This window comes from Halobacillus sp. SY10 (assembly GCF_045401165.1).
In the GTDB taxonomy this organism is placed as follows: domain Bacteria; phylum Bacillota; class Bacilli; order Bacillales; family Halobacillaceae; genus Halobacillus; species Halobacillus aidingensis.
In genome coordinates, this window is the sequence record NZ_CP174345.1 from 4242404 (window position 1) to 4264087 (window position 21684).

At 44.6% G+C, this 21684-nt stretch carries 19 protein-coding genes and 2 tRNA genes; 6 read left to right on the forward strand and 15 right to left on the reverse strand.

The window, feature by feature from the left end; all coding sequences use genetic code 11:
- Window positions 1–20: 20 nt before the first annotated feature.
- On the reverse strand, window positions 21–488 hold the full coding sequence (locus ACJA3J_RS21215; protein WP_406945203.1) for an NUDIX hydrolase: 468 nt from the start codon (window positions 486–488) through the stop codon (window positions 21–23).
- Between the two features lie 175 nt (window positions 489–663).
- Complete coding sequence (locus tag ACJA3J_RS21220; protein ID WP_406946343.1) at window positions 664–1773, reverse strand: endonuclease; 1110 nt, start codon at window positions 1771–1773, stop codon at window positions 664–666.
- A 287-nt stretch (window positions 1774–2060) separates the two neighbouring features.
- On the opposite strand from ACJA3J_RS21220, the gene ACJA3J_RS21225 reads away from it, so the two are divergent.
- A complete protein-coding gene (locus ACJA3J_RS21225; protein WP_406945204.1) occupies window positions 2061–3422 on the forward strand; it encodes an FAD-dependent oxidoreductase in 1362 nt (453 codons plus the stop codon).
- A 36-nt stretch (window positions 3423–3458) separates the two neighbouring features.
- On the opposite strand, the gene ACJA3J_RS21230 is transcribed toward ACJA3J_RS21225, so the two are convergent.
- Window positions 3459–3644: a hypothetical protein gene (locus ACJA3J_RS21230; protein ID WP_089650678.1), complete on the reverse strand. Its 186-nt coding sequence runs from the start codon at window positions 3642–3644 to the stop codon at window positions 3459–3461.
- 41 nt (window positions 3645–3685) lie between these two features.
- Window positions 3686–4708, reverse strand: coding sequence for a low-specificity L-threonine aldolase (ltaE, locus tag ACJA3J_RS21235; RefSeq protein WP_406945205.1), 1023 nt, complete (start codon window positions 4706–4708; stop codon window positions 3686–3688).
- A gap of 268 nt (window positions 4709–4976) precedes the next feature.
- On the opposite strand from ltaE, the gene ACJA3J_RS21240 reads away from it, so the two are divergent.
- Together ACJA3J_RS21240 and ACJA3J_RS21245 are read left to right on the forward strand one after the other, a co-directional pair.
- Complete coding sequence (locus tag ACJA3J_RS21240; protein ID WP_406945206.1) at window positions 4977–6317, forward strand: alanine/glycine:cation symporter family protein; 1341 nt, start codon at window positions 4977–4979, stop codon at window positions 6315–6317.
- 108 nt (window positions 6318–6425) lie between these two features.
- Entirely contained in the window at window positions 6426–7127 is a 702-nt protein-coding gene (locus tag ACJA3J_RS21245; protein WP_406945207.1) for a DUF2306 domain-containing protein, read from the forward strand.
- 408 nt (window positions 7128–7535) lie between these two features.
- On the opposite strand, the gene ACJA3J_RS21250 is transcribed toward ACJA3J_RS21245, so the two are convergent.
- The 9 genes from ACJA3J_RS21250 to ACJA3J_RS21290 form a co-directional block, all read right to left on the reverse strand.
- The gene (locus ACJA3J_RS21250) at window positions 7536–8762 is read right to left on the reverse strand and encodes a S1C family serine protease (protein ID WP_089650681.1); all 1227 of its coding nucleotides are present in this window, start codon (window positions 8760–8762) and stop codon (window positions 7536–7538) included.
- An 80-nt stretch (window positions 8763–8842) separates the two neighbouring features.
- Window positions 8843–9637: an MBL fold metallo-hydrolase gene (locus tag ACJA3J_RS21255; protein ID WP_089650682.1), complete on the reverse strand. Its 795-nt coding sequence runs from the start codon at window positions 9635–9637 to the stop codon at window positions 8843–8845.
- 14 nt (window positions 9638–9651) lie between these two features.
- A complete protein-coding gene (gene yycI / locus ACJA3J_RS21260; RefSeq protein ID WP_089650683.1) occupies window positions 9652–10566 on the reverse strand; it encodes a two-component system regulatory protein YycI in 915 nt (304 codons plus the stop codon).
- 14 nt (window positions 10567–10580) lie between these two features.
- Window positions 10581–11954, reverse strand: coding sequence for a YycH family regulatory protein (locus ACJA3J_RS21265; RefSeq protein WP_406945208.1), 1374 nt, complete (start codon window positions 11952–11954; stop codon window positions 10581–10583).
- Window positions 11951–13789 carry a cell wall metabolism sensor histidine kinase WalK gene (walK, locus tag ACJA3J_RS21270; protein ID WP_089650685.1) on the reverse strand — a complete coding sequence of 613 codons (1839 nt, stop codon included), beginning with the start codon at window positions 13787–13789 and terminating at the stop codon, window positions 11951–11953. The genes ACJA3J_RS21265 and walK overlap by 4 nt, the downstream gene beginning before the upstream one ends.
- Window positions 13790–13795: 6 nt before the next feature.
- The gene (yycF, locus tag ACJA3J_RS21275) at window positions 13796–14500 is read right to left on the reverse strand and encodes a response regulator YycF (RefSeq protein WP_089650686.1); all 705 of its coding nucleotides are present in this window, start codon (window positions 14498–14500) and stop codon (window positions 13796–13798) included.
- 273 nt (window positions 14501–14773) lie between these two features.
- On the reverse strand, window positions 14774–16057 hold the full coding sequence (locus ACJA3J_RS21280; RefSeq protein WP_406945209.1) for a peptidoglycan DD-metalloendopeptidase family protein: 1284 nt from the start codon (window positions 16055–16057) through the stop codon (window positions 14774–14776).
- 502 nt (window positions 16058–16559) lie between these two features.
- Window positions 16560–16632: transfer RNA gene (locus ACJA3J_RS21285), tRNA-Phe, on the reverse strand.
- 272 nt (window positions 16633–16904) lie between these two features.
- Window positions 16905–16981 (reverse strand) — tRNA-Asp (locus ACJA3J_RS21290).
- A 125-nt stretch (window positions 16982–17106) separates the two neighbouring features.
- Here ACJA3J_RS21290 and ACJA3J_RS21295 point away from each other — a divergent pair.
- Window positions 17107–17589 carry a hypothetical protein gene (locus ACJA3J_RS21295; RefSeq protein WP_089650689.1) on the forward strand — a complete coding sequence of 161 codons (483 nt, stop codon included), beginning with the start codon at window positions 17107–17109 and terminating at the stop codon, window positions 17587–17589.
- 26 nt (window positions 17590–17615) lie between these two features.
- Here the strand turns inward: ACJA3J_RS21295 and ACJA3J_RS21300 are convergent, their stop codons facing one another.
- Together ACJA3J_RS21300 and ACJA3J_RS21305 are read right to left on the reverse strand one after the other, a co-directional pair.
- A complete protein-coding gene (locus tag ACJA3J_RS21300) occupies window positions 17616–18158 on the reverse strand; it encodes a TIGR00730 family Rossman fold protein (protein WP_089650690.1) in 543 nt (180 codons plus the stop codon).
- A 119-nt stretch (window positions 18159–18277) separates the two neighbouring features.
- Entirely contained in the window at window positions 18278–19567 is a 1290-nt protein-coding gene (locus ACJA3J_RS21305; RefSeq protein ID WP_089650691.1) for an adenylosuccinate synthase, read from the reverse strand.
- Window positions 19568–19968: 401 nt separating this feature from the next.
- Here ACJA3J_RS21305 and ACJA3J_RS21310 point away from each other — a divergent pair, with 401 nt between their 5' ends.
- Together ACJA3J_RS21310 and ACJA3J_RS21315 are read left to right on the forward strand one after the other, a co-directional pair.
- A complete protein-coding gene (locus ACJA3J_RS21310) occupies window positions 19969–20751 on the forward strand; it encodes a DeoR/GlpR family DNA-binding transcription regulator (protein ID WP_089650692.1) in 783 nt (260 codons plus the stop codon).
- Window positions 20742–21599, forward strand: a complete 858-nt coding sequence (locus tag ACJA3J_RS21315; protein WP_406945210.1) for a Cof-type HAD-IIB family hydrolase — start codon at window positions 20742–20744, stop codon at window positions 21597–21599. The genes ACJA3J_RS21310 and ACJA3J_RS21315 overlap by 10 nt, the downstream gene beginning before the upstream one ends.
- Window positions 21600–21684: the final 85 nt, after the last annotated feature.

Consider the following 21684-nt stretch of genomic DNA (forward strand, 5'->3'; position numbering starts at 1 on the left):
TGTGAATGACTAGAACCCTCTTACCCTTTCACAACGAGATGCGATGTTTCACATGGAACATTCGTTAATGCTTTTCTGAGAAAAGGTGGTCGTACTTCGATTTTCTCCATATCTTCTAAGGGGATCCATTGATAGATCAGCCGCTCCCCTTCAAGTCCTTGGAAAGGTCCTTCTCTAAATGTGGGTTCCTTTGTGTTTAATAAATAATAGAAAGCCACCTCATGCATATCATCCCCTCGGTGTTCAAAAAACGTCTCCACCATCCAAACGGTTCGTTCCACCTCTACGGCATAGCCAAGCTCCTCTTTCATCTCCCGCATAATCGTATCTTCAGAAGCTTCTCCCAGTTCAATGCCTCCACCTGGCAGCGCCCAATACGAATCATTCACCTGTTTATGTAAAAGCACATGATCGTTTTCTATCAATATCCCTGCCGCTCTATAGTTGAACCACTGCCCATCCACCTTAAACCGAACATCCCTCGCCATCCAATCCCCTCCTGAAAATTCTCATACCCTATAAACTACCACACCCAAAAACCAAACTCCTGCATCAATTGATTAACATATCCAAATATTGTTGTACCAGGTCATACATATATTAGTAAAAAGAACAACAAAAAAACCGGACCATGATGGTGGTCCGGTTTTTGCCTTGATCCTTTTACCATATCTGTTCAACATATTCTGGGTGGTCGATGAATGGATTTCGATTTCCCTGGTAATCATTAAAAATGACTTCATTTCGGTTTCGTTCAAAGTCGTCAACGGGGTCCTGCGCATGCCATTCCTTCAGCACGGAAAGCCTTCCTAAGTATGGACCGCTCGTCCCTACATAATCGGCAATTTCTAAATCCAATTCTCCCTGATCCCCTTCGTAACGGACGGCCATATAGAAAATCATTCGGGCGACGTCCCCTTTTACCGCGTCGCGAGGTTCCCAGGAATCTCCGTCATAATAAGTGCCTGGCGCTTCGTAAAAAGCAGATCCCCCTTCATCAAAATCCAGATTCCCGCGAGCCGAATTGACTGTTACATCTGTAGGACGAAGATGGTGGATATCTGTACCTGCACCCATCGACGTTCCGAAATCCCCATGTGACTTCGCCCATACGTGCTCACGGTTCCAGTCATCGACATAACCACCGTTGTCATACTTGCTGTAGGACTTTCCGGAGTATAAAAGCAATACATTGTTCGAGTTTGATGGATCTTCATCTGTATGACGCAGCGCATCCCAGACGTTGGAATAAGAAAGCTCGGTATGGTCATCAATGATCTCATGCAGCGATTGTTTCAATGCATAACCGGACAAACCTTCCGCATCTTGATAGTAGCTGCCTGTGTAGGTACTTCCATCGTCATCACCGCTTCCGCCATCATCCGTAGAAACTTTGGATAACGATGTCACATATTCAATTCCCTGGTGAGCGAAATAATCATCCCTCGTACCATCTATTCTAATTTTCGTCCCCATCAGCCCCGGGTTGTTTTGCAGGCCGTATTCACTACGATATTCTGAATCCAACTTCACAAAAATCATGTCGTCCACCTGAGTTTCGGAAGCATCATCCGCTACTGCTAGAGCATAATCACTCGTGAAATTGCTCTGCTCAACCGTATCAATGCCTACAGGAACCCCTACAATATACCCTTCTACCGCTACATCTGTTCCATTCGGTGTGTACAAAGCATCGCCTACGGTTATCGTTCCAGCAGCCTGAACACCATGGGCAGATAAAATAAAGACAAGACTAAAAACGAAAACAACCATCCTTTTCAAATCAAACACTCCCTTGATAGAAATGAGACCTTCGCCTACCTCTTCCATGCCGGTTCGTAATTTCCTTCAGCTAACCACAAAATTAATACAAACCTCACAGGCCTTTTACGCTGCGTATATAATAATTCCAAAATATGTATGACCTGGTACAACAAAAAAAGGAAAATTATTTTGTGAAATACTGAACAAAAGGGTTGTTTTTCTAAATGAACCGTTTTATAATAAAAACATATTGAACATGTGAAATATTTCACATGCACTTTCAAGGAGGATCTACCATGAAAATTGCTGTTATTGGAAGCACTCACGCAGGTACCGCTGCGGTTACAAATATGGCGAAACTTTACCCTGAAGCAGACATTACGGTTTATGAACGAAATGATAATGTATCCTTTTTATCTTGTGGTTTAGCGTTATACGTCGGTGGAGTCGTCAATGATCCGCAGGGGCTGTTTTATTCTTCCCCTGAAGAGCTGCAAAACCTTGGTGTGACGATGAAGATGCAGCATGACGTGGAACACATTGATACAGTCAGAAGAACGATTGAAGCTACAAACCTTGTCACAGGTGAAAAAATTCACGACACGTACGATAAGCTCATCATGACGACAGGTTCCTGGCCGGTCACCCCTCCCATCGAAGGCATTGGGCTTGATAACATCTTGCTTGCGAAAAACTACCATCAGGCAAACACCATCATCGAGCGTGCGAAAGACGCGCAGAAGGTGACGGTCGTCGGCGCCGGCTATATCGGGGTCGAGCTTGTTGAAGCTTTTGAAAAAGCAGGCAAAGACGTGACACTCATCGATGGTGCAGGTCGAATCTTGAATAAATATTTAGATGAAGAGTTCACCACTATGGTTGAAAATGATTTCAAAGCACGCGGCATTGAGCTAGCTATGAACGAAACAGTCCAGCATTTTGAAGGAACCAACGGATCTGTTTCTACCGTCACAACAAACAGTGGAACGTACGAAACGGACCTTGTCATCCTTTGCGTCGGCTTCCGCCCAAACACGGATTTATTAAAAGGAAAAGTCGATATGCTTGATAACGGCGCGATTAAAGTCAATGAATATATGCAAACGAGCGACCCTGATATTTTCGCTGCGGGTGACTGTTGTGCCGTTCCTTACAATCCGACAGGCGGACACATGTATATTCCACTTGCAACGAATGCCGTCCGTATGGGGACATTAGCCGCCCGCAATTTAATCGAACCGACGATGAAACACGTCGGAACACAAGGCACATCCGGACTTCACATTTTCGATCTAAACATGGCTTCCACTGGACTTACGGAAACATCTGCTCAACTTTTAGGCATTCATGTGAAAAACATCACAATCGAAGACACTCATCGCCCAGCGTTTATGCCGACAGCAGAAAAAGTGATGCTTAAAGTAACGATCAACCCGGATTCCCGCCGCATCCTTGGTGCACAAATCATTTCCAAAGCAGACGTGACACAATCCATCAACACGATGAGCGTGTGCATTCAAACAGGCATGACGATCGACGAACTAGCGTACACGGATTTCTTTTTCCAGCCACACTTCAACCAACCGTGGAACTTCCTGAACAAAGCTGGTCTTGAAGCACAGTCCCAGGAGCCACAACGACTACCTGAACTTGTATAATAAATGGCCCCCATGGATTCATCCATGGGGGTTTGACTATTTTCGCTTATCCAATTCTTTTCTATATCGTTTCATCCTTCTCAAATCCTTGCCAAGCTCATCCAGCGGAATGCCATCAACAAAAGAATCCTTGAACAACATGTCAGCAAATTTTTCGTCATTGATCGACGGACCTCGTCTGACTTGATTTGCTCGGATGTCCGCTATGAACGCCACCTCCATGGGTTATTGCCTATCTATACCCTATTCATGAAAAGATAATCCTAATACTGATAACGGGAAATGATCACATCAATGACCTGGTCTATGTCTCTTTCACTCACATCATAATTTGTGACAAACCTGACTGTAGTCGGGCCGAAGGGCACCGCAAGAATGCCGTCTCCTTCGAGCTTATGTAAAAAGGATTCGGCTGTCTCTCCCAGTCCATCCACATGAACGAGCACGATATTCGTTTCCACTTTTTCAATCTTCACCCCTACTACATGCTGAAGGCCGTTCGCCAGCTGCCTTGCATGCGCGTGGTCCTCCCCTAGCCGGTCCACCATCTCGGTCAAGGCCACATACGCAGGTGCAGCAACCATCCCGACTTGGCGCAACCCGCCGCCGAGACGCTTTCTCCATTTTCGCGCTTTCTTAATAAAATCATAGGAACCGGCAATGATCGATCCGACCGGTGCTCCCAATCCTTTCGACAAACACACCTGCACCGTATCGGTTTGATCAGCGTACCGGTGCAATGAGATTCCAGAGGCGACAGATGCATTGAACAAGCGTGCACCATCGAGATGGACGGGTATCCCTTCTTCTCTCGCCACTTCATAAATCGCCTGCATATTTTCAAGCGGCACGACAACGCCACCCGCTTTGTTATGGGTGTTCTCGAGGCAGATCAAGCTCGTTTCCGGAAAATGAATGTCGTCCAGCCGAATCGCGGCCTTCACATCTTCAGGGTCCATCACCCCACGTGTCCCTTGAATCGTCCGTGGCTGCACCCCAGCAAGTGCCGACATCGACGCACCTTCATATAGAAAAAGGTGGGCGTTCGCTTCCAGAAGCACTTCATCCCCAGGGCTGCAGTGGGTCAAAACGGCAATCTGGTTTCCCTGTGTTCCACTGGTCACAAACAATGCCGCCTCTTTCCCGAGCATTTCCGCCGCCTTGTCTTCAAGCTTTTTCACAGTAGGATCTTCTTCATACACATCATCCCCAACATCTGCTTCAAACGCTGCCTGACGCATCGCCATCGTCGGTTTGGTTACGGTATCACTTCTTAAATCAATCATAAGTACCCCTCCTTTTTTTCTATTGTACGTAAATTCTTCAGCGTTTGGAAAGCAATAGCGGTGGTGGCGGATACTTAAATATCGTTGTCGAATTCTCAAGTAGTTTTGTCGAATACTAAATTTACGCTGTCGAATTCTTAAATAGTTTTGTCGAATACTAAATTTATGCTGTCGAATTCCTTAATAACTTTTCCTCTTGTACTAAAACGCTTGCAAGTGAGATACTCTTTTTCATGGTCATATGTTAAAGAAAGAAAGGATCTTACCTATGGAACAACTAACCAACGTATTCATAGAGATTAATAGCTTTTTATGGGGACCAGCCATGCTGATTTTCCTGCTTGGGACCGGCGTATGGCTGACATTTCAACTGCGCTTCATTCAGGTCCGCTCCCTTGGACAAGGATTCAAGCAGACGTTCGCACCCCTTTTCAAAAAAGAAAAAACAGAAGGCATCCACTCCTTCAAGGCGCTTGCGACCTCAATATCCGCCCAAGTCGGGACAGGAAACCTCGCTGGTGTCGCCACCGCCATCGCAGCTGGCGGTCCCGGGGCGATTTTCTGGATGTGGATCAGCTCCTTCTTCGGGATGGCAACGATTTTCGCAGAAGCCGTTCTCGCTCAGCTTTATAAAGTGAAAAAAGGAGACCAGGTCCACGGCGGTCCTGCGTATTACATCCGGGACGGGCTTGGCAGCAAGTGGCTCGCCGGATTCTTCGCCATTGCCATCATCATCGCTCTTGGATTTGTCGGAAATATGGTCCAGTCCAATGCGATTACGACCGCGATGAACGAAGCGATGGGATCAAGTTCCACAACGATTAACCTCGGCTTAGGAGTTGCCGTCGCCTTTTTCATCGGTCTCATTCTATTCGGAGGCATTACTCGGATTTCGTCCTTTGCAGGAAATGTCGTCCCTGTCATGGCCTTGCTCTATATCATTGGAAGCCTCATCATTATGGTGAACTTCTGGGACCAGGTCCTTCCGACACTGCAGCTTATCGTCCAAGCCGCGATCAGTCCTGAGGCAGCTGGCGGTGGTGTCCTCGGTGCCACAATCAAAGAAGCGATTCGCTACGGAATTGCACGCGGGCTCTTTTCAAATGAAGCCGGCATGGGATCGACTCCACATGCCCATGCGATCGCAAACGTCAAGCGCCCTTCCCATCAAGGGCTCGTCGCCATGGTCGGCGTTTTCATCGATACCGTCATCATCTGTACTCTGACCGCCATGGTTATTTTGACTACAGATGCCCATCAAACAGACCTTCAGGGAAGTGCGATTACACAAGAAGGGTTTGCACGCGGACTCGGAGAATTCGGCATTCCATTCATCGCCATCTGCCTCTTATTCTTTGCCTTCACAACGATCCTCGGATGGGCTTATTTCGGGGAAGTGAACGTGAAGTTTTTGTTCGGTGAAAAAGGAGTTCCTTTATACCGTGGCATAGTGTTGATTTTCATTGTGGCAGGTTCGCTTGTCCAAGTGGATTTTGTGTGGCAGATGGCCGACACGTTCAATGCGCTTATGGTACTGCCGAACTTGATTGCCATTCTTGCTTTAACTAAAATCATTAAGAAAACATGGCAACAAGATCAACTTGACTAAAAAGACCGGCGACAGCCGGTCTTTTTTTGTAAACATCTAGTAAAAAAGGAGGGGAGGAGCTTCAGGAAAGCGTATATATAGGAGGAGGTCTTGAAAGGAGCGATCGCTATGTTATTATTTTCAATCATGCTTACCATCCATATTATCGCCGGATTCAGCGCTCTCGCCGTCTTTTGGATTCCCCTTGTAACGAAAAAAGGCGGAAACATCCACAGAAAAGTCGGCTGGGTTTACGTCACGGCCATGTACACCGTAGCAGTAACAGCTCTCTATATGGGAATTTATCGCATATTTTTCGATTATACGGTACCAGAAGCCCGAGCTTTTTCCTTTTTTCTGCTTTTCATCGCTACATTAAGTGCGGCAACGGCATGGATGGGCATCCGCGTGCTGCGCTTTAAACGACGAACAGAAAAACACCGCAACGTTTACGACCTGGGAATTTCATGTTTGCTTATCCTAATGTCAGCCATCACTATGGTGGTCGGATGGATGTACGACTTTCCATTGCTTCGATACTTCCCCATCTTAGGGATCATTCTTGGCGGGGGACAATTGTATTACTGGCTGACCCCACCCCAAAATAAAATGCACTGGTATTTTGAGCACTACGGAAATTTAATTGGCTGTTCGATTGCGACTCTTACCGCCTTTACCGTCTTTGGTGCTCCACGTCTGTTGAATATATCCATCACCAGCATCTGGTTGTGGTTGCTGCCCACCATCGTTTTGACCCCATTGATTTACGTGTTCAATTGGTACTACCGCAAGAAATTCAAGATTCAGAAAGTGAAGAAACAGAGCGCTTAAAAGAATTCTCGATTATCGTTACCATTAGACAATTTTTGATGGGATCAAACAATGAAAAACAATAAGAAATGTTGGGGAGAACCCTGTTTACATTTATACACATGTGGAAAATATAGACTAACGAAAATAGTTACCCACAATTGTCCACAGACTTATGCACAAACCTTGTAAATTTTCTGATATTCACAGGTTTCCCCTGAATATAAACAGGTTATCCACGGAAATTATCCACATATACACAAGCAGCAAATCTATATGGTGGCGAACATATTTTCTACTACCATATATGACACTTATCCAGAATACTATTCACACCCTGTGGATAACATTGGAGTGAATTTCGTAGAATTATAGCGAAATTTGACAGTGAAAAAGAGTATCCATGATTGGATACTCTTTTTGTGTGGGTTACTCTTGAGATCCCAGCGTCAGAGTGGTTGTCGCTTGCTCACCATCTCGATAATACGTGATTTCCATCTCATCCCCCGGGTCTTTTTCATTGTACAAGTACTTACGTAAGTCGATGATGTCCCGTACGGATTCTCCATCAAGGGCGGTGATGACATCCAATGGCTCAAGACCTGCTTTAGCAGCTGGAGACATTTGGCGAATGCTGCGAATATACAATCCACCGTCTACATCTTGTGGGAGGTTCAACGTATTGCTCCATTCAGACGTCGGTACCTCATTCAGCCCATAGGCTTCAATACCAATGTACGGACGATTCACCTGGCCGTATTGTTCCAATTCATCAATGATTGGCTTGGCTGAATCAATCGGTATAGCAAAACCGATGCCTTCGACGGCAGACTGAGCAATTTTCATCGAGTTAATTCCAATCAATTGACCATCAATGTTAATAAGTGCACCACCACTGTTTCCAGGGTTTATGGCTGCATCCGTCTGAATGACTTCTGCCTGCCAGTCCTCCATCCCATCTCCATTGAAGTCCTGAGGAATCGCCCGCTCCTTACCACTGATGATTCCTTGAGTGACTGAGCCTGCGAAACTGAGACCAAGCGGATTGCCGATAGCGATGGCCGGTTCACCCACCTTCAAGTTCTCTGAAGTGCCGAGCTCAGCGACTTGTTCGACTTGATCGGCCGGCATTTTCAAAACGGCCAGATCGGTAAATAAATCTCCTCCGATCAGTTGGGCTTTGACCCTTGTTTCATCAGCAAGGACGACTTCAATTTCACTTGCCCCTTCAATGACGTGGTTGTTCGTCACGACATAAGCGGTTCCGTCTTCCTTTTTATAAATAACACCGGATCCTACTCCTGCCTGTTGGGCGGAGTCACCTTCCTGCTGCCAAAAATCCTGGCGTGTCTGCAAGTTGACCACTCCGACAACGGAAGGAGTTACTTTTTCAACCACATCGGTGATTTGCGTATTTACATCAAGCTCGACATTTTTAGTCGTTCCACCTGTCAGCTCCTGATCATCTTCAACTAGTCCACTTTCATCCTCAGGGATGGTCATATCATAGGGAAGCAGCTCGGTTTGTACCAAAGCAGGCAAAGCCAATAAGACAAGAACAGCTCCTAAAATACCTCCGACAATCGTCGGCATCACCCACCGTCTGCGCTGCTGTTTCTGCTGACGGGTAGGGGAATGATCATCATAATAACCCACGCCTCTTTCACCTTACCTTTCTTACGCTCTCCGTAAATTTCTAAGGTACTGTTTCCTTATTCTTTACCATTTAAAACCTTTTAAACCTCAAAGATTGGTGTGGCTTCCTGTGGGTCCGTATCATGCAATTCAATGTGGCGGCCCACTTCAAATCCGCGCTCTTCTAAAACATTTTTAACAGACATATGGGCAAGGTCTTTCATATTGTTATCCAGACTCAAATGCGCAAGGTAGATTCTTTTCGTCTGGTCCGTAATGATATCGGTGAGGGCCAGGGCACAATCCTCATTGGAAACGTGTCCGGAATCCCCTAATATGCGTCGTTTCACATTCCATGGGTAGCGTCCCATTCGAAGCATGCTCACATCATGATTCGATTCGAAAATGTAGGCGTCAGCACCTTCGACTGTCTTTTTTATCCGTTCAGATACATAGCCAAGATCGGTAACGAGGGCGATCTTCTTCCCGTCCTTATGGAACGTATAAAACATAGGATCTGCCGCGTCATGAGAAACGGCAAAGGATTCTACATCCAGACCCCCGAATGTCTTCGTCTCCTCCATAGAAAAGTGGAATTTCTGATCGATGGGAAGTTTGCCGATTTGCCCTTCCATCGCATTCCAAGTTTTTTCATTTGCGTAGATAGGAAGGTTGTAGCGTCTTGCCATGATGCCAAGACCTTTGATGTGATCACTATGCTCATGAGTGACAAGGATTCGTGATAAGGATTGTGGGTCGATGTTCACTTGATCAAGCAAACCTTCCATTTTCTTACCACTCAAGCCAGCATCCACTAATATTCTCTCATCTCCCGATTCAATATAGAATGCGTTCCCCGTACTGCCTGAAGCAAGTACACTAAATCTCATGCTCATTCCATACACTCCATCTAATTGGTTTCTCTATTTTCATTTGCTGCCGTTTGCTCTTCTTCCGCACTTTTTAAGCCATACTCACTTTTAACATCTGAGATAAATGATTCTTCGTTGATATATTCAATGATTGTCCCGTCCAAGGTGTAGAGAAAATGATTGCGGTCTCCGTTGACCGTCACTTTCCATGTTGATGCGAACACTTGCGTCTCATTTTCTTCCCCCGCAGGCAGACTGTAACTCGTATGATAGCCAATATCCATCGATGTAATTTCATCTCCCGACTCAATAAGACCGTTATTCAACAAAATACGAATGGCACTTAAAGGTTCGATGGTGATTTCCGTGTCATCGGAGGGCCCTGAGTATTCCCCATCTTCAAAGGATAGTAAGGTTGCGACATATCCAGTCATTTCACCATCAACGATATTCACCAGCAAATATCCGTTATTGTTAAAATAAACCGTCTTATTGTTTTTTGCCTGGAAAAAGAGAGCCGCACCCGCCTCTTCATTCCAACCCCAGTAGGAATAACGGGAAGCAAAAGGGACGACATCAGCGACAACGCTCTGGATCGTATCTTCCGTCACTTCTATCGGCTCATCAAAAGTGACTTGCAATACCTGACCGTCTTCTTTGAGCTCAACCTCTTTATCACTCTCATCCATATCTTCAATCTGACTCATCACATCATCAGGAAACGTATGCACACTTTCCGATTCAATCGGTGTAGCTTCTGGCAATTCCTCCGGGATCGCATCCTCCGAAATGGAAATGTCGTTCGCTTCCAGTTCGGTTTCAATACTTTCAGCAACGGTGGAAATCTGCCCCACTTCATCCTCCGCTTGCTTGCTTAACAATTGCTGCAGCAGGAAAAGGTCGAGGATTAAGAAACTGATGATAAATAATGTTTTAATTTGACCCCACTGCATATTTTACCTCCTCGTCACGAAACCTCTGCATTTTGGGACCTTTCTTCTGGATATACTTTCGTCCAACCGCTGTTTGTCAACATATACCACTCAGGAATCAAGCTGTACACCAACTCGCTCCTTTGTTCTTCAAGCGTGTACATAATCTCTAAATCCCTGATTCTGGACGTTTCCAACTCACCTTCTTGTTGGAGATCCAAAAGGACTTCCTCACCGGACAAGAGGTTCGTTTGGCTTTCGTTGATGCTGCTGTATTGGACGAGCGGGCGGTCATATTCCTGAATCTGTCCTTGCTGATAACTTAACTGGATGCTCGCCAACTTATAAGTATCGACGTTCTCCAGCACAGGCCGGTCATTAAAGTAAAGGCGGTAACGAACTTCATCCCGACCACTCAAAATCGAGTTCAGACGATAGTCATCCGTCCACCCCAAATGACTATTGATATCCTCCATACTTTGGACAAACAATTCATATTCCGTCAAGTTCTTCTGGTTTGCTGAGTTGGGAATCGTCAAATCATATTCCATTCTCTTATCATACTGCGTCAATCTTCGCTGGAATGTTTTGGTGATATTTTCCCCGCTATTCGTCCGTGACTTGAACACTCGCGTATTCGAAGGAAAAATATCATTCTGAATCGGTTTTACATTTACAGCTCCTGTTTGCAGCACATATTCTGATATACTGACAGGATTTTTAGGTACGTAAATGTGAGAAGCATTCGTTCCATCTTCGGGGTCGATCTGCAGGACATCTGCCACACGCGACATTTCCACCAATTCATCTTTATTGTCGACTTCCTGTATGGCACGTTCTCCAGAAGCTGCACTGATATCTGCCTGAAGTGTAATTTCGCTTCCTTCAGCATCACTATTTACGAACCACAAATCATATGAAGCACTTGAAGCAGCACTTCCCTCTTGGGAATGACGCAATAGGAATATCCGATTGAAGTTGGCTTGCAGCCCCTCCATTGGAATACTCTCGTTCACTTGAAAGATATCACTGATCACCTGTATAGGCAGATGCGCAGGAAAAATGATTTCCACAATTTCGCTATGGTTATCGACATTGATCGTTCTTGGACTCGTATCAAGGTTGGATAAGTTCCACTGCTGCATTTGTTTTTGGTAAAAAGCTGTTCGATCAATATTATCTTTGAATGTAAAAAATGAATTTTGCTCATGAAAAACGACCTTATCAGGAGGAACCAGGTTCGGAATAGCCCGTTCTGATCCTATTTCTTCTAATTTCGTATCTTCAATGAACACATCCTCTTCCAACGTTTCATTTACGGGCTGATACGTCCAAAGAGCTACTGTCAACACTAAGCTGAAGGCGATGAGAATCACCAAAGTGACAGACTTCATGGTTTCTTTTTTCATGACTGTCCCCTCCGCTTCTGACTCATGAGCGGTAAAGTAAAGTGGACAGTCGTGCCCTTACCTTCACGACTTTCCGCCCATATTTTTCCATGATGAGCTTCAATCATTTCCCGGGCAATAGCAAGGCCCAGTCCGGTTCCTCCCATTTCTCTCGCACGGGATTTATCGACACGATAAAAACGATCAAAGATTTTATCAACGGTGTCTGGAGGCATTCCAATCCCTTCATCGGTAATGCTTACCCGCAGCTGTTTCTTCGTGGAATGGGCGCTAAACCGTATGCTCCCACCCTCCGGAGAATATTTAATGGCATTGGAGATGATGTTATCCAGTACTTGTGTGATTTTATCCTTGTCCATCCACACATACATGTTTTTGTTGGACAAGTTGCGGACAAACTCTACTTTTTCATTCTTATTCATTTCAAAACGATCGATCACATGGTCAAAAAAGCTGACGAACTCAACACGATCTTTCATCAGGCTTGTTTCTTTATGATCCATTTTCGTTAACTGTAAAAGATCGTTCACTAAACGAATCATACGGTCCGTCTCATTTTGGGTCACATCGAGGAATCTTGGTGCGATATCCGGATCCTGCCATGCCCCATCGTTCAATGCTTCTATATAACTCCGCATCGTCGTCAACGGGGTACGTAGTTCGTGTGAGACATTTGAAACAAACTCTCTTCTTTCTTTTTCCACACGCTGCTGCTCGGTCACATCACTAATGACCGTGATGAAACCATTCATGTCATGGTTTTCATCTTCAACCACAGAAAAGTTGGCTTTAAGCAGAAGGTGGTTATCTTCACTGCTTAAATCAATGATCATAGACCCTGCTTCTTCCACCTCTGAGATATTTTCAACTTGATCGTTCAAGTCAAGAACATCCACAAGGGATTGTCCCTGGACCTCCTCAAATGTCTGTCCAATTAGTCTCGAGGCTGGTGCATTCATTAGTGTGATGGCACCGAGCCGGTCTGTCGCAATGACACCATCCGACATATTGGAAAGCACAGAGCTCAACTTCCGGCGCTCGCCTTCTGTCGTCGCAGTAGCCAGCTTCAATTTATCATTCAAATCATTAAAGGTATGGCCTAACTGTCCGATTTCGTCATTTCCTTTTACATCGACCTTCTGGGAGAAATCCCCTGTCGCCATAACTTGTGCCTGTCGTTTCATTTCTGTCAGAGGTTTCGTGATGGTCCTCGCCACCAAAATCCCGAGCAAAGCCGTAACCGTAATAGCTAAGACCGTCCCTTTGGCGAAAATACTGATGATTTCCCCAAGTTGTTCATAAATATCGTTCATATAAACTTCATAATAAAGAGCCCCGACAATCTCTTCTCCGGACTCATCCGTAATCGGGTTTGTACCACGGAACAGCCGGTTGTTGGTCCCTTCTTCCCGCCAAGGTTTAGGTTCTGTGGCCTCCCCAAACAAGAACACCTTCGTAATGGCGGTGTCCGTCACTTTTTTACCGATGGGAGACTGGTCGCTCGTCGTCGTAGCCGCAAGCACCTTTTGGTTGTTGTCTACAACCCAGAGTTTTCCAATATCGGTGTTATCATCACTAAAATCATTAATAAGGCTTTGTAGATCATTATTCAAAGGCAGCGAATCTTCTCCCCGCTCTGTATTGAACGCATTTTGCAAACTGTAGGTTAAAGAATTCAGCTGTCCTTCAATGGAATTCGTAAAGTTGGTTTCCAACTGCTCTTCCAATCGATCGACAAAATAGACACCAATGACTTGGATGCCCAATAACAATAACAAAATGTATACAAGAATCAGCTTCAGCCTAACAGACTGAAAGAAACCTACTTCTTTCATAAAGGCTTAATCCTGTTCTGGGTTTCTCAAATAATACCCAACCCCACGACGGGTAACAATCCACATTGGGTTACTAGGATTCTCTTCAATTTTTTCCCGCAAACGTCTTACCGTTACATCGACGGTACGGACGTCCCCATAATAGTCATAGCCCCAAACGGTTTCAAGCAAATGTTCACGAGTCATGACTTGTCCGATATGACGAGCAAGATAGTGAAGAAGTTCAAACTCACGATGAGTCAATTCAATATGATTCCCGTCACGAGTCACCGTATAAGCATCCGGGTGAATCGCCAGACGGCCGATTTCAATATCCTTCGTCTGCTGTGCACTGTCTTCAGGCTCCTGCTGTTGACGACGCAAGTTCGCTTTCACGCGGGCAATCAATTCGCGGTTGCTGAAAGGCTTGGTCACATAGTCATCTGCACCCATTTCCAGTCCAAGTACTTTATCAATCTCTGCATCTTTTGCCGTCAACATAATGATCGGCATATTATGACGCTTCCTCACTTCACGGCAGACTTCATTACCGTCTTTGTTCGGCAGCATAATATCAAGGAGAATCAATTCCGGCTCTTCTGCATCTGCTTTCGCAACCGCCTCATCTCCGTCATATGCACATACGACTTCATAACCTTCTTTTTCTAAGTTAAATTTCAATATATCCGCAATGGGTTTCTCGTCATCGACCACTAAAATTTTCTGTGCCATATTCCGTCACATCCTTTTCCTCGTCATCTTTTCTTTCTCTTATTTTAACTTATTTAATGGTAAATGTCTTATTTCACCATAAACCTCTCTCGAAATCAGCCGTTTCACCTATACTTTTATCATGCCTATTTCTTAATCCTCTTACTAAATTTTGCTCCAATCAACCATCACCAGTTTTGATACGTGGCTTAGGGGGAATGAGATAAATGGTTCACTTTCCTAGGGCGATTTGATAAAGAAAAAACCGCTATGATTGAATCATAGCGGTTAGGGTCAGGGGGACACGTGAGAAAGAGGGTTTTCGAGTGAACCTTCTTTATGGATTTCAAAATGTAGATGTACCCCTGTGGAACGTCCTGTCGTTCCCATAACACCGAGCTTTTCACCTTTTTTAACGGTCTCCCCTTTTTTGACATCAATTGAGGAGAGGTGAGCATAGGTCGTCTCGTATCCATTCCCATGATCGATCACCACTTTATTTCCGAAACTATTTCGATAGCCAGCTTCGACCACTTTGCCGTTATCAGCAGCTTTAATCGTTTTATCGGAAACACCGGCAATGTCAATCCCTTTATGGTATCGCCCCCATCGTTCTCCCTGCTTACTGGTGATTTCTCCGCCCACAGCCGGCCATGTGAAATCACCTGTACCTTTAGAAGGGACTTTCTTTGTTCCTTGAAGGACGATCTTCGTCACAGGTTCTTTGACGACCTCTCTTTCAACCGTCTTTTCTTTTATTTTTTCACCATTTCGGTACGCTCGTTCAATCAAAAGCTCTCTCTTTCCATCTTCCCCTTCTTGCTTCACTTCGGATTCACCTTTAAAAAGTTCATCCGTCTTTTTCATTTGTACTTTATGAGGAACCTGTTCTTCCTTTCGTTCTTTCTCGGTGATTACTACATCCACAAGCGGCTTCTGTGATTTAGCCATCATCCCCATAAATGATGTCGTTTCCGAATGACTGCTTGGGTAAGGACGTCCTTCTTCCACCCTGGACACGGCTTCTTCGACTGTATGAACCTGCGAGAGCATGACCTGATCTTCTTTCATTGTGACAGGAGCCGATAAGCCGACATCCATCACCTTCGTTTCACCGAGGTCCGGCAGCTCTGGAGTACCTTTTTCTAAATTCTCAAGTTCTTCTTCTTCAACGTATTCCTCTTTTACGGTTTCAAGGACTTTTTCTGCCTTCTCTTCACTTGGAAGGTGAGCGACAGGCTCCCCATTGATGTGAAGGCGTACAACGTCTGCGGCAAGGGTCAATTCATTTTGAAGCGAATCCAAAACATTCGAGGATTCGTCTTTCACAGACAAAACTTTCTGCTCCTTGAATGAGACTTCTTCCATATAGGAAAGGTTCAATCCTTCATGATTTTCTTCCGCCTCTTCCATACGCTCGCGTAATTCCGATTTGACCTCTGCTTGACTTTCTACCGTCCCCACATGTTGTTCATCTATATAAACGTGATAGACCGTCGGCAGTGAACTCTCGGCGTAGGCCGTTCCTACACCGACACTTACGACGGAAATCGCTGTGACAGCTAATTTCTTCCACATGATAATGATCCTCCTGATGCACCGTCTAAACTATTCCTAAATTAATCTATCACACGGAATATTTATAAGAAATAGATATTTAAATATGTAAAAAAGATATAATATTCTTACCAAAATTACGAAAGGATAGTCATTTTTTCATATTAAACTATTCATTTTAGTAAATTCCCTCTATTCCATATAAGCTTCCTATGTGGAAGACTCAGTTTCGAGACTTTTGTTGAGTGGATGGGGTGGTTGGGAAGCTGCGAGACTCCCGTGGGAGAAAGGAGATAGGCGAGATCCCACAGGACGAAGTCCGAGGAAGCTTGCCACTCCCCCACAGGAAAGCGAGTAGCTTCCCAGCCACCCCTGACGCTCAACCAGGCAACGAACCCCGAAACATCTCGAAACTAAGTCTTCAAGAATACTGCCATATAGTTGAATAAGATTATTAAGATATAAGAATGATTTTCCATACAAAAAAAGCTTACGGAAATACTTCCGTAAGCTTTTTATGGAGTGGCTCGGGACGGAATCGAACCGCCGACACACGGATTTTCAGTCCGTTGCTCTACCGACTGAGCTACCGAGCCATAATAAATATTAAATTCTAATCCTGCTTTCGCTCCACATCTTGTTTCGAAGATTATTCGAAGATGTTTATGCTCGTCACGTTGCAAGTGATTTCGGTGAAGTATACGCTCCTCGCAAAGCCTACATGGGAGGCGATTCGCTGAAGTTTACGGCTTCTCTACCGACTGAGCTACCGAGCCATGGGTATTTTTTCATTATCTTTCGACGATATAACCTAGTGAGCACATCACATTACGTGTGTATTCGACTACTTCAAATGATATAATGAAAGTGGCGGTCCGGACGGGACTCGAACCCGCGACCTCCTGCGTGACAGGCAGGCATTCTAACCAACTGAACTACCGGACCAATACGGCTTGTTCACCGCAACGATAACTATCGTACCATACAGAATAAACGTAAGCAATAGTAATTTTACTAGAAATATAGATTTTCTCCCTGAATTCTGTTATCAAAAAGAAAGGAGGGTTTGTTTGAAAAAGATTTTCCGCTACGTTGTTTTCGTTCTTATCCTTTTATTTGTCTCAATTATTGGTTTCTTAAAATTGAATCCGCCGCTCACCCATGGTTCGATCGGTACAACAGAAGATAAGCAAACCGTCATTGTTGCACTCGGAAACAAAAGTTTGCTGGGTAGCATCCAAATCACTGATGTGTCCATCAATAACAACCAACAGCCTACAAACATCAAGATGCAGATCAGTGATTCTGAAAAAGGATTCATAATTACCGATACTTACGCGCTTGTGGAAGATGCGTATGCCATCAATGAATATGAAACCATTCCACTCGCCCCGGACACATCGCCACTAGCCTCCAAAGCAATGGCTGCGTCACCTGATACCTCACCAACGACGATCTACGGATTAAGCATCACCGAAGAATCCTCGATTGAAAGTATTAAATTGACGTATCGTTTTTTTGGACTCATTTTCTTTAAAACGATCCAAGTATAAAAGACGTGCTTGAATAGGCACGTCTTTTATTTTTTCTGCTCCATTTGATTCAATAAAGAAGAAGGATCGTCGGCATCTATAAAAAGTTCACGGTTATCTTCAGGTACAAATCCTGCTTTTATTGCGTGTTCGATGAGCTGAACAAGCGGTGTGTAGTATTCCGCGATGTTGTATAGTGCGAGAGGTTTTGTATGAAGGCCGATTTGAGCCCAACTGACCGTTTCAAAAAGCTCTTCAAACGTACCGAACCCTCCCGGAAGGGCAATGAATCCGTCAGCCAGCTCACTCATCTTCGCTTTTCTTTCATGCATTGTCCCTACCTCGATCATTTCTGTTACGTAGGGGTGAACGATTTCTTTTTCAAAAAGATGGCTCGGCATAATGCCTGTCACTTTTCCTCCGCCGTCCAGCACCTGGTCGGCTAACACACCCATCAATCCACTTTTAGCACCACCATAAACCAGCTCAATGTTATTTGCGGCCAGTCTTTTTCCTAAAGCTTTCGTTTTCTCTATGAAAACTGGATCATTCCCTGCACTGGACCCAGCGAAAACACAAATGCGTTTCACGTGAAACACTCCTCCTCTTGTTCATCTATGTAAAGTTTACCCTGACTTACACTTTTTCGATTCTTATCCTTCCATGCTTTTGTAAAAAAAAGCCCGGCTGAGTAAGCCAGGCTTCCATATTATTCACTATATACGCTGCGGACAACGTTCGTTTGTGCACGGTCAGGACCAACAGAGAAAATAGACAACGGGATTCCTGTCAACTGAGACACACGCTCAATGTAATGGCGTGCGTTCTCCGGAAGGTCACTCAGGGTTTCAGCGCCTGTGATATCTTCCGTCCAGCCTGGCATTTCTTCGTAAACCGGCTCACATTCGGCAAGAACTTTCAAACTTGCCGGGAACTCTTCCATGATTTCACCTTTGTACTTGTAAGCCGTACATATTTTCAATGTTTCAATCCCTGTCAGTACATCAATGGAATTCAAGGAAAGGTCGGTGATTCCACTTACACGACGGGCATGACGGACAACGACACTATCAAACCAACCGACACGTCTTGGGCGTCCCGTGGTAGTACCGTATTCTCGACCCACTTCACGGATTTGATCTCCGACTTCATTTTCAAGCTCTGTCGGGAAAGGTCCATCTCCGACACGCGTCGTATAAGCTTTCGAAACACCGACAACGTGTTTGATTTTTGATGGTCCCACACCAGAACCTATGGTTACTCCCCCCGCGATTGGGTTAGAAGAGGTAACGAAAGGATACGTCCCCTGGTCGATGTCGAGCATAACTCCCTGAGCACCTTCAAAAAGAACGCGACGACCTTCATCCAATCCATCATTCAATACGACAGATGTATCGCATACATAGGATGCGATCTGTTGACCATATTTATAGTATTCATCCAGAATATCTTCCACCGCAAACGTTTTTGTTTCATATACTTTTTCAAAAAGACGGTTCTTCTCAGCAAGGTTCTGCTCGAGCTTTTCACGGAAGCTTTCTTTATCAAGTAAATCAGCGATACGGATACCTGTACGAGCCGCTTTGTCCATGTAGGCAGGGCCGATTCCCTTTTTGGTCGTTCCGATCTTATTCGCACCCTTCTCTTCTTCTTGAAGTGCATCTAATTTCAAGTGATATGGAAGAATCACATGAGCACGGTTGCTGATCCGCAGGTTGTCTGTAGAGACCCCTTTGTCATGTAAGTATTTCAATTCTTCAAGCAGCGCTTTCGGATCAATCACCATTCCATTTCCAAGCACGCACGTTTTATCTTCAAAAAAGATCCCTGAAGGAATCAAGTGAAGCTTATATGTTACTCCATCAAATTTTATTGTATGACCAGCATTATTTCCGCCCTGATAACGAGCGACAACTTCGGCATTTTGTGATAGAAAATCAGTTATCTTGCCTTTTCCTTCGTCCCCCCACTGGGTTCCGACTACAACTACAGAAGACATAAGGCACCTCCGCCAAAAATTTGTTAAATATGTTATCCATCGTCAGTTTACCAATTCAGACCTTGTAAGTCAACGCTAAAACCGAACATTAAATTATAATTACAATATTATTGTTCGATTATAACTTCTGGACCTCAAGGACTCCATTCTGATGATTTTTTGAGAGTTTTTGAGGAATTGGAACAGAGACCGTGCAACTCTCCGCCCTCGATCCCCCTCAGGAAATGTCTCGAAAATAAGCCTACAACAACCTTCCATTATATTGAATAATTTATTTTTATCATAAAAGCAGCAGATTAACTAACATTTACAAATAAACTTAAAATAACTTATTTTTGATTGATTTCCATTAAGTAATTACTTATAATCACTTATAAGAGCAAAAGCGGAAGGAGGATTCGATGTATCAGGAAGAACGTCTAATTGGAATCTTGCAATTTTTAAAAGAAAATCGCCGGATTTCCATTGATCAAATGTGTGAGATGTTTGATATATCAAGAGACACAGCAAGACGGGATTTAGTAAAGTTGGAAGAACGGAAAGCGATCGTACGTACACGCGGGGGAGCAATCCTGCCGAGGGCACATACGACCATTCAAAATTATTCTCACCGTTTAAAAACCGTTTCCTTCGAAAAACAACAGATCGGTAGTAAAGCGGCTTCTTTTATCCGTCCAGGAGAAAAGATTATTTTAGATACATCTACGACGGTTCAGGCATGTGCGAATCAAATCAGGCCTATGGACATCACAGTGATTACCAATTCGATTCACCAAGCGGAAATTTTATCGAATGTTGAAAGCGTGTCCATCCAATTGCTTGGTGGTTTTCTCCAAAAGGAGCACCAATTTCTTTACGGAGCTTCCGTTATCGAACGATTAAAAAGCTATCATGTGGATCAAGCGTTTATCGGAGTGGTGGGAATATCTGCTTCGGGGCTCTCGATTGCCCACGAAGAAGACGGGATGGTCAAACGAAACATGATCAAACAGGCAGAACAAGTCGTTGTTCTTGCGGACCATACGAAATTTGGTGTGACCGAGTTCTTTACTTTCGCAGAACTTGAAGACGTGGATGTCATCATTACAGACCAACTTCCTGATGAAGAATTTCAACAAAAATTACAAGATCATCATGTAGACTTGATTGTTACGGAAGAGGAGGGATCTGATTTATGGACATGATTGCCATTGATTTAGACGGAACACTGTTAAATTCCACGAATGAAATCAGCAAGAATAATATTCAGGCTATTCAGCGTGCCCAGTCGAAGGGCGTTGAGGTGGTCATAGCAACAGGAAGGGCAGCATTCGATGTCCGTAACCTGTTCTCCGGCCTGGACCTTCACACATGGGTGATCGCCGCCAATGGGGCGACGATCCATCGTCCGGACGGTAAGCTTTTTTCATCCACACCGATGGAAAAAGATGATGTCTCTGAAATTTTGGGGTGGCTTGAAAAAGAAGGATTCTACTATGAAGCGATTGATGATGAAGCAATTTTAACCCCGCAAAATGGCAGGGAGCTTATGAACATTGAGCTCGACCGGATTCAGAGTGCAAACCCGAAAACCGATCTGACCAGGCTGGAAAAGGCAGCTGAAAAACAGTTTAGTCAGTCCGGATTTTTGCATGTAGACTCCTATAAAGAAATCGTCGATAAGCATAGGAACGTGTACAACATTCTCGCCTTCTCCTTTGAAGAAGAAAAACTCCAAAAAGGATGGGAGAGATTCGAAGACCACCCTGACTTGACTCTTGTAAGTTCTGCCAATCATAACTTTGAACTGGAACACAGGCTTGCTTCTAAAGGAAATGCCGTCCGGCAGTTGACTAACCAACTGAACCGATCTATAGAAAGAACGGCGGTCATTGGAGACAGCTTCAATGATTTATCTATGATGAACATAGCAGGGTACAGCGCCGCCATGGGGAATGCCAAAGATGAAGTGAAAGAGGCCTGCTGCTACCTTACGAAAACGAATGACGAAGACGGTGTCGCTCATGCGATCGACCACTTCCTGACCCTTTAGGATCATCCATTCCCCCAGCGTGACTTTTCGGGAGGCGTGATGGGGATGATGATATAGATGGCTTCTTTGAAGCTAATCATAAAAA

Coding starts and splice junctions, on each gene's coding strand:
- ACJA3J_RS21225 (WP_406945204.1), top strand. CDS start 2,061: ATGAAAATTGCTGTTATTGGAAGCACTCACGCAGGTACCGCTGCGGTT.
- ACJA3J_RS21265 (WP_406945208.1), bottom strand. CDS start 11,954: ATGAAAAAAGAAACCATGAAGTCTGTCACTTTGGTGATTCTCATCGCC.
- ACJA3J_RS21280 (WP_406945209.1), bottom strand. CDS start 16,057: ATGTGGAAGAAATTAGCTGTCACAGCGATTTCCGTCGTAAGTGTCGGT.
- ACJA3J_RS21220 (WP_406946343.1), bottom strand. CDS start 1,773: ATGGTTGTTTTCGTTTTTAGTCTTGTCTTTATTTTATCTGCCCATGGT.
- walK (WP_089650685.1), bottom strand. CDS start 13,789: ATGAAAGAAGTAGGTTTCTTTCAGTCTGTTAGGCTGAAGCTGATTCTT.
- yycI (WP_089650683.1), bottom strand. CDS start 10,566: ATGCAGTGGGGTCAAATTAAAACATTATTTATCATCAGTTTCTTAATC.
- ACJA3J_RS21255 (WP_089650682.1), bottom strand. CDS start 9,637: ATGAGCATGAGATTTAGTGTACTTGCTTCAGGCAGTACGGGGAACGCA.
- yycF (WP_089650686.1), bottom strand. CDS start 14,500: ATGGCACAGAAAATTTTAGTGGTCGATGACGAGAAACCCATTGCGGAT.
- ACJA3J_RS21315 (WP_406945210.1), top strand. CDS start 20,742: ATGGACATGATTGCCATTGATTTAGACGGAACACTGTTAAATTCCACG.
- ltaE (WP_406945205.1), bottom strand. CDS start 4,708: ATGATTGATTTAAGAAGTGATACCGTAACCAAACCGACGATGGCGATG.
- ACJA3J_RS21305 (WP_089650691.1), bottom strand. CDS start 19,567: ATGTCTTCTGTAGTTGTAGTCGGAACCCAGTGGGGGGACGAAGGAAAA.
- ACJA3J_RS21230 (WP_089650678.1), bottom strand. CDS start 3,644: ATGGAGGTGGCGTTCATAGCGGACATCCGAGCAAATCAAGTCAGACGA.
- ACJA3J_RS21245 (WP_406945207.1), top strand. CDS start 6,426: ATGTTATTATTTTCAATCATGCTTACCATCCATATTATCGCCGGATTC.
- ACJA3J_RS21240 (WP_406945206.1), top strand. CDS start 4,977: ATGGAACAACTAACCAACGTATTCATAGAGATTAATAGCTTTTTATGG.
- ACJA3J_RS21310 (WP_089650692.1), top strand. CDS start 19,969: ATGTATCAGGAAGAACGTCTAATTGGAATCTTGCAATTTTTAAAAGAA.
- ACJA3J_RS21215 (WP_406945203.1), bottom strand. CDS start 488: ATGGCGAGGGATGTTCGGTTTAAGGTGGATGGGCAGTGGTTCAACTAT.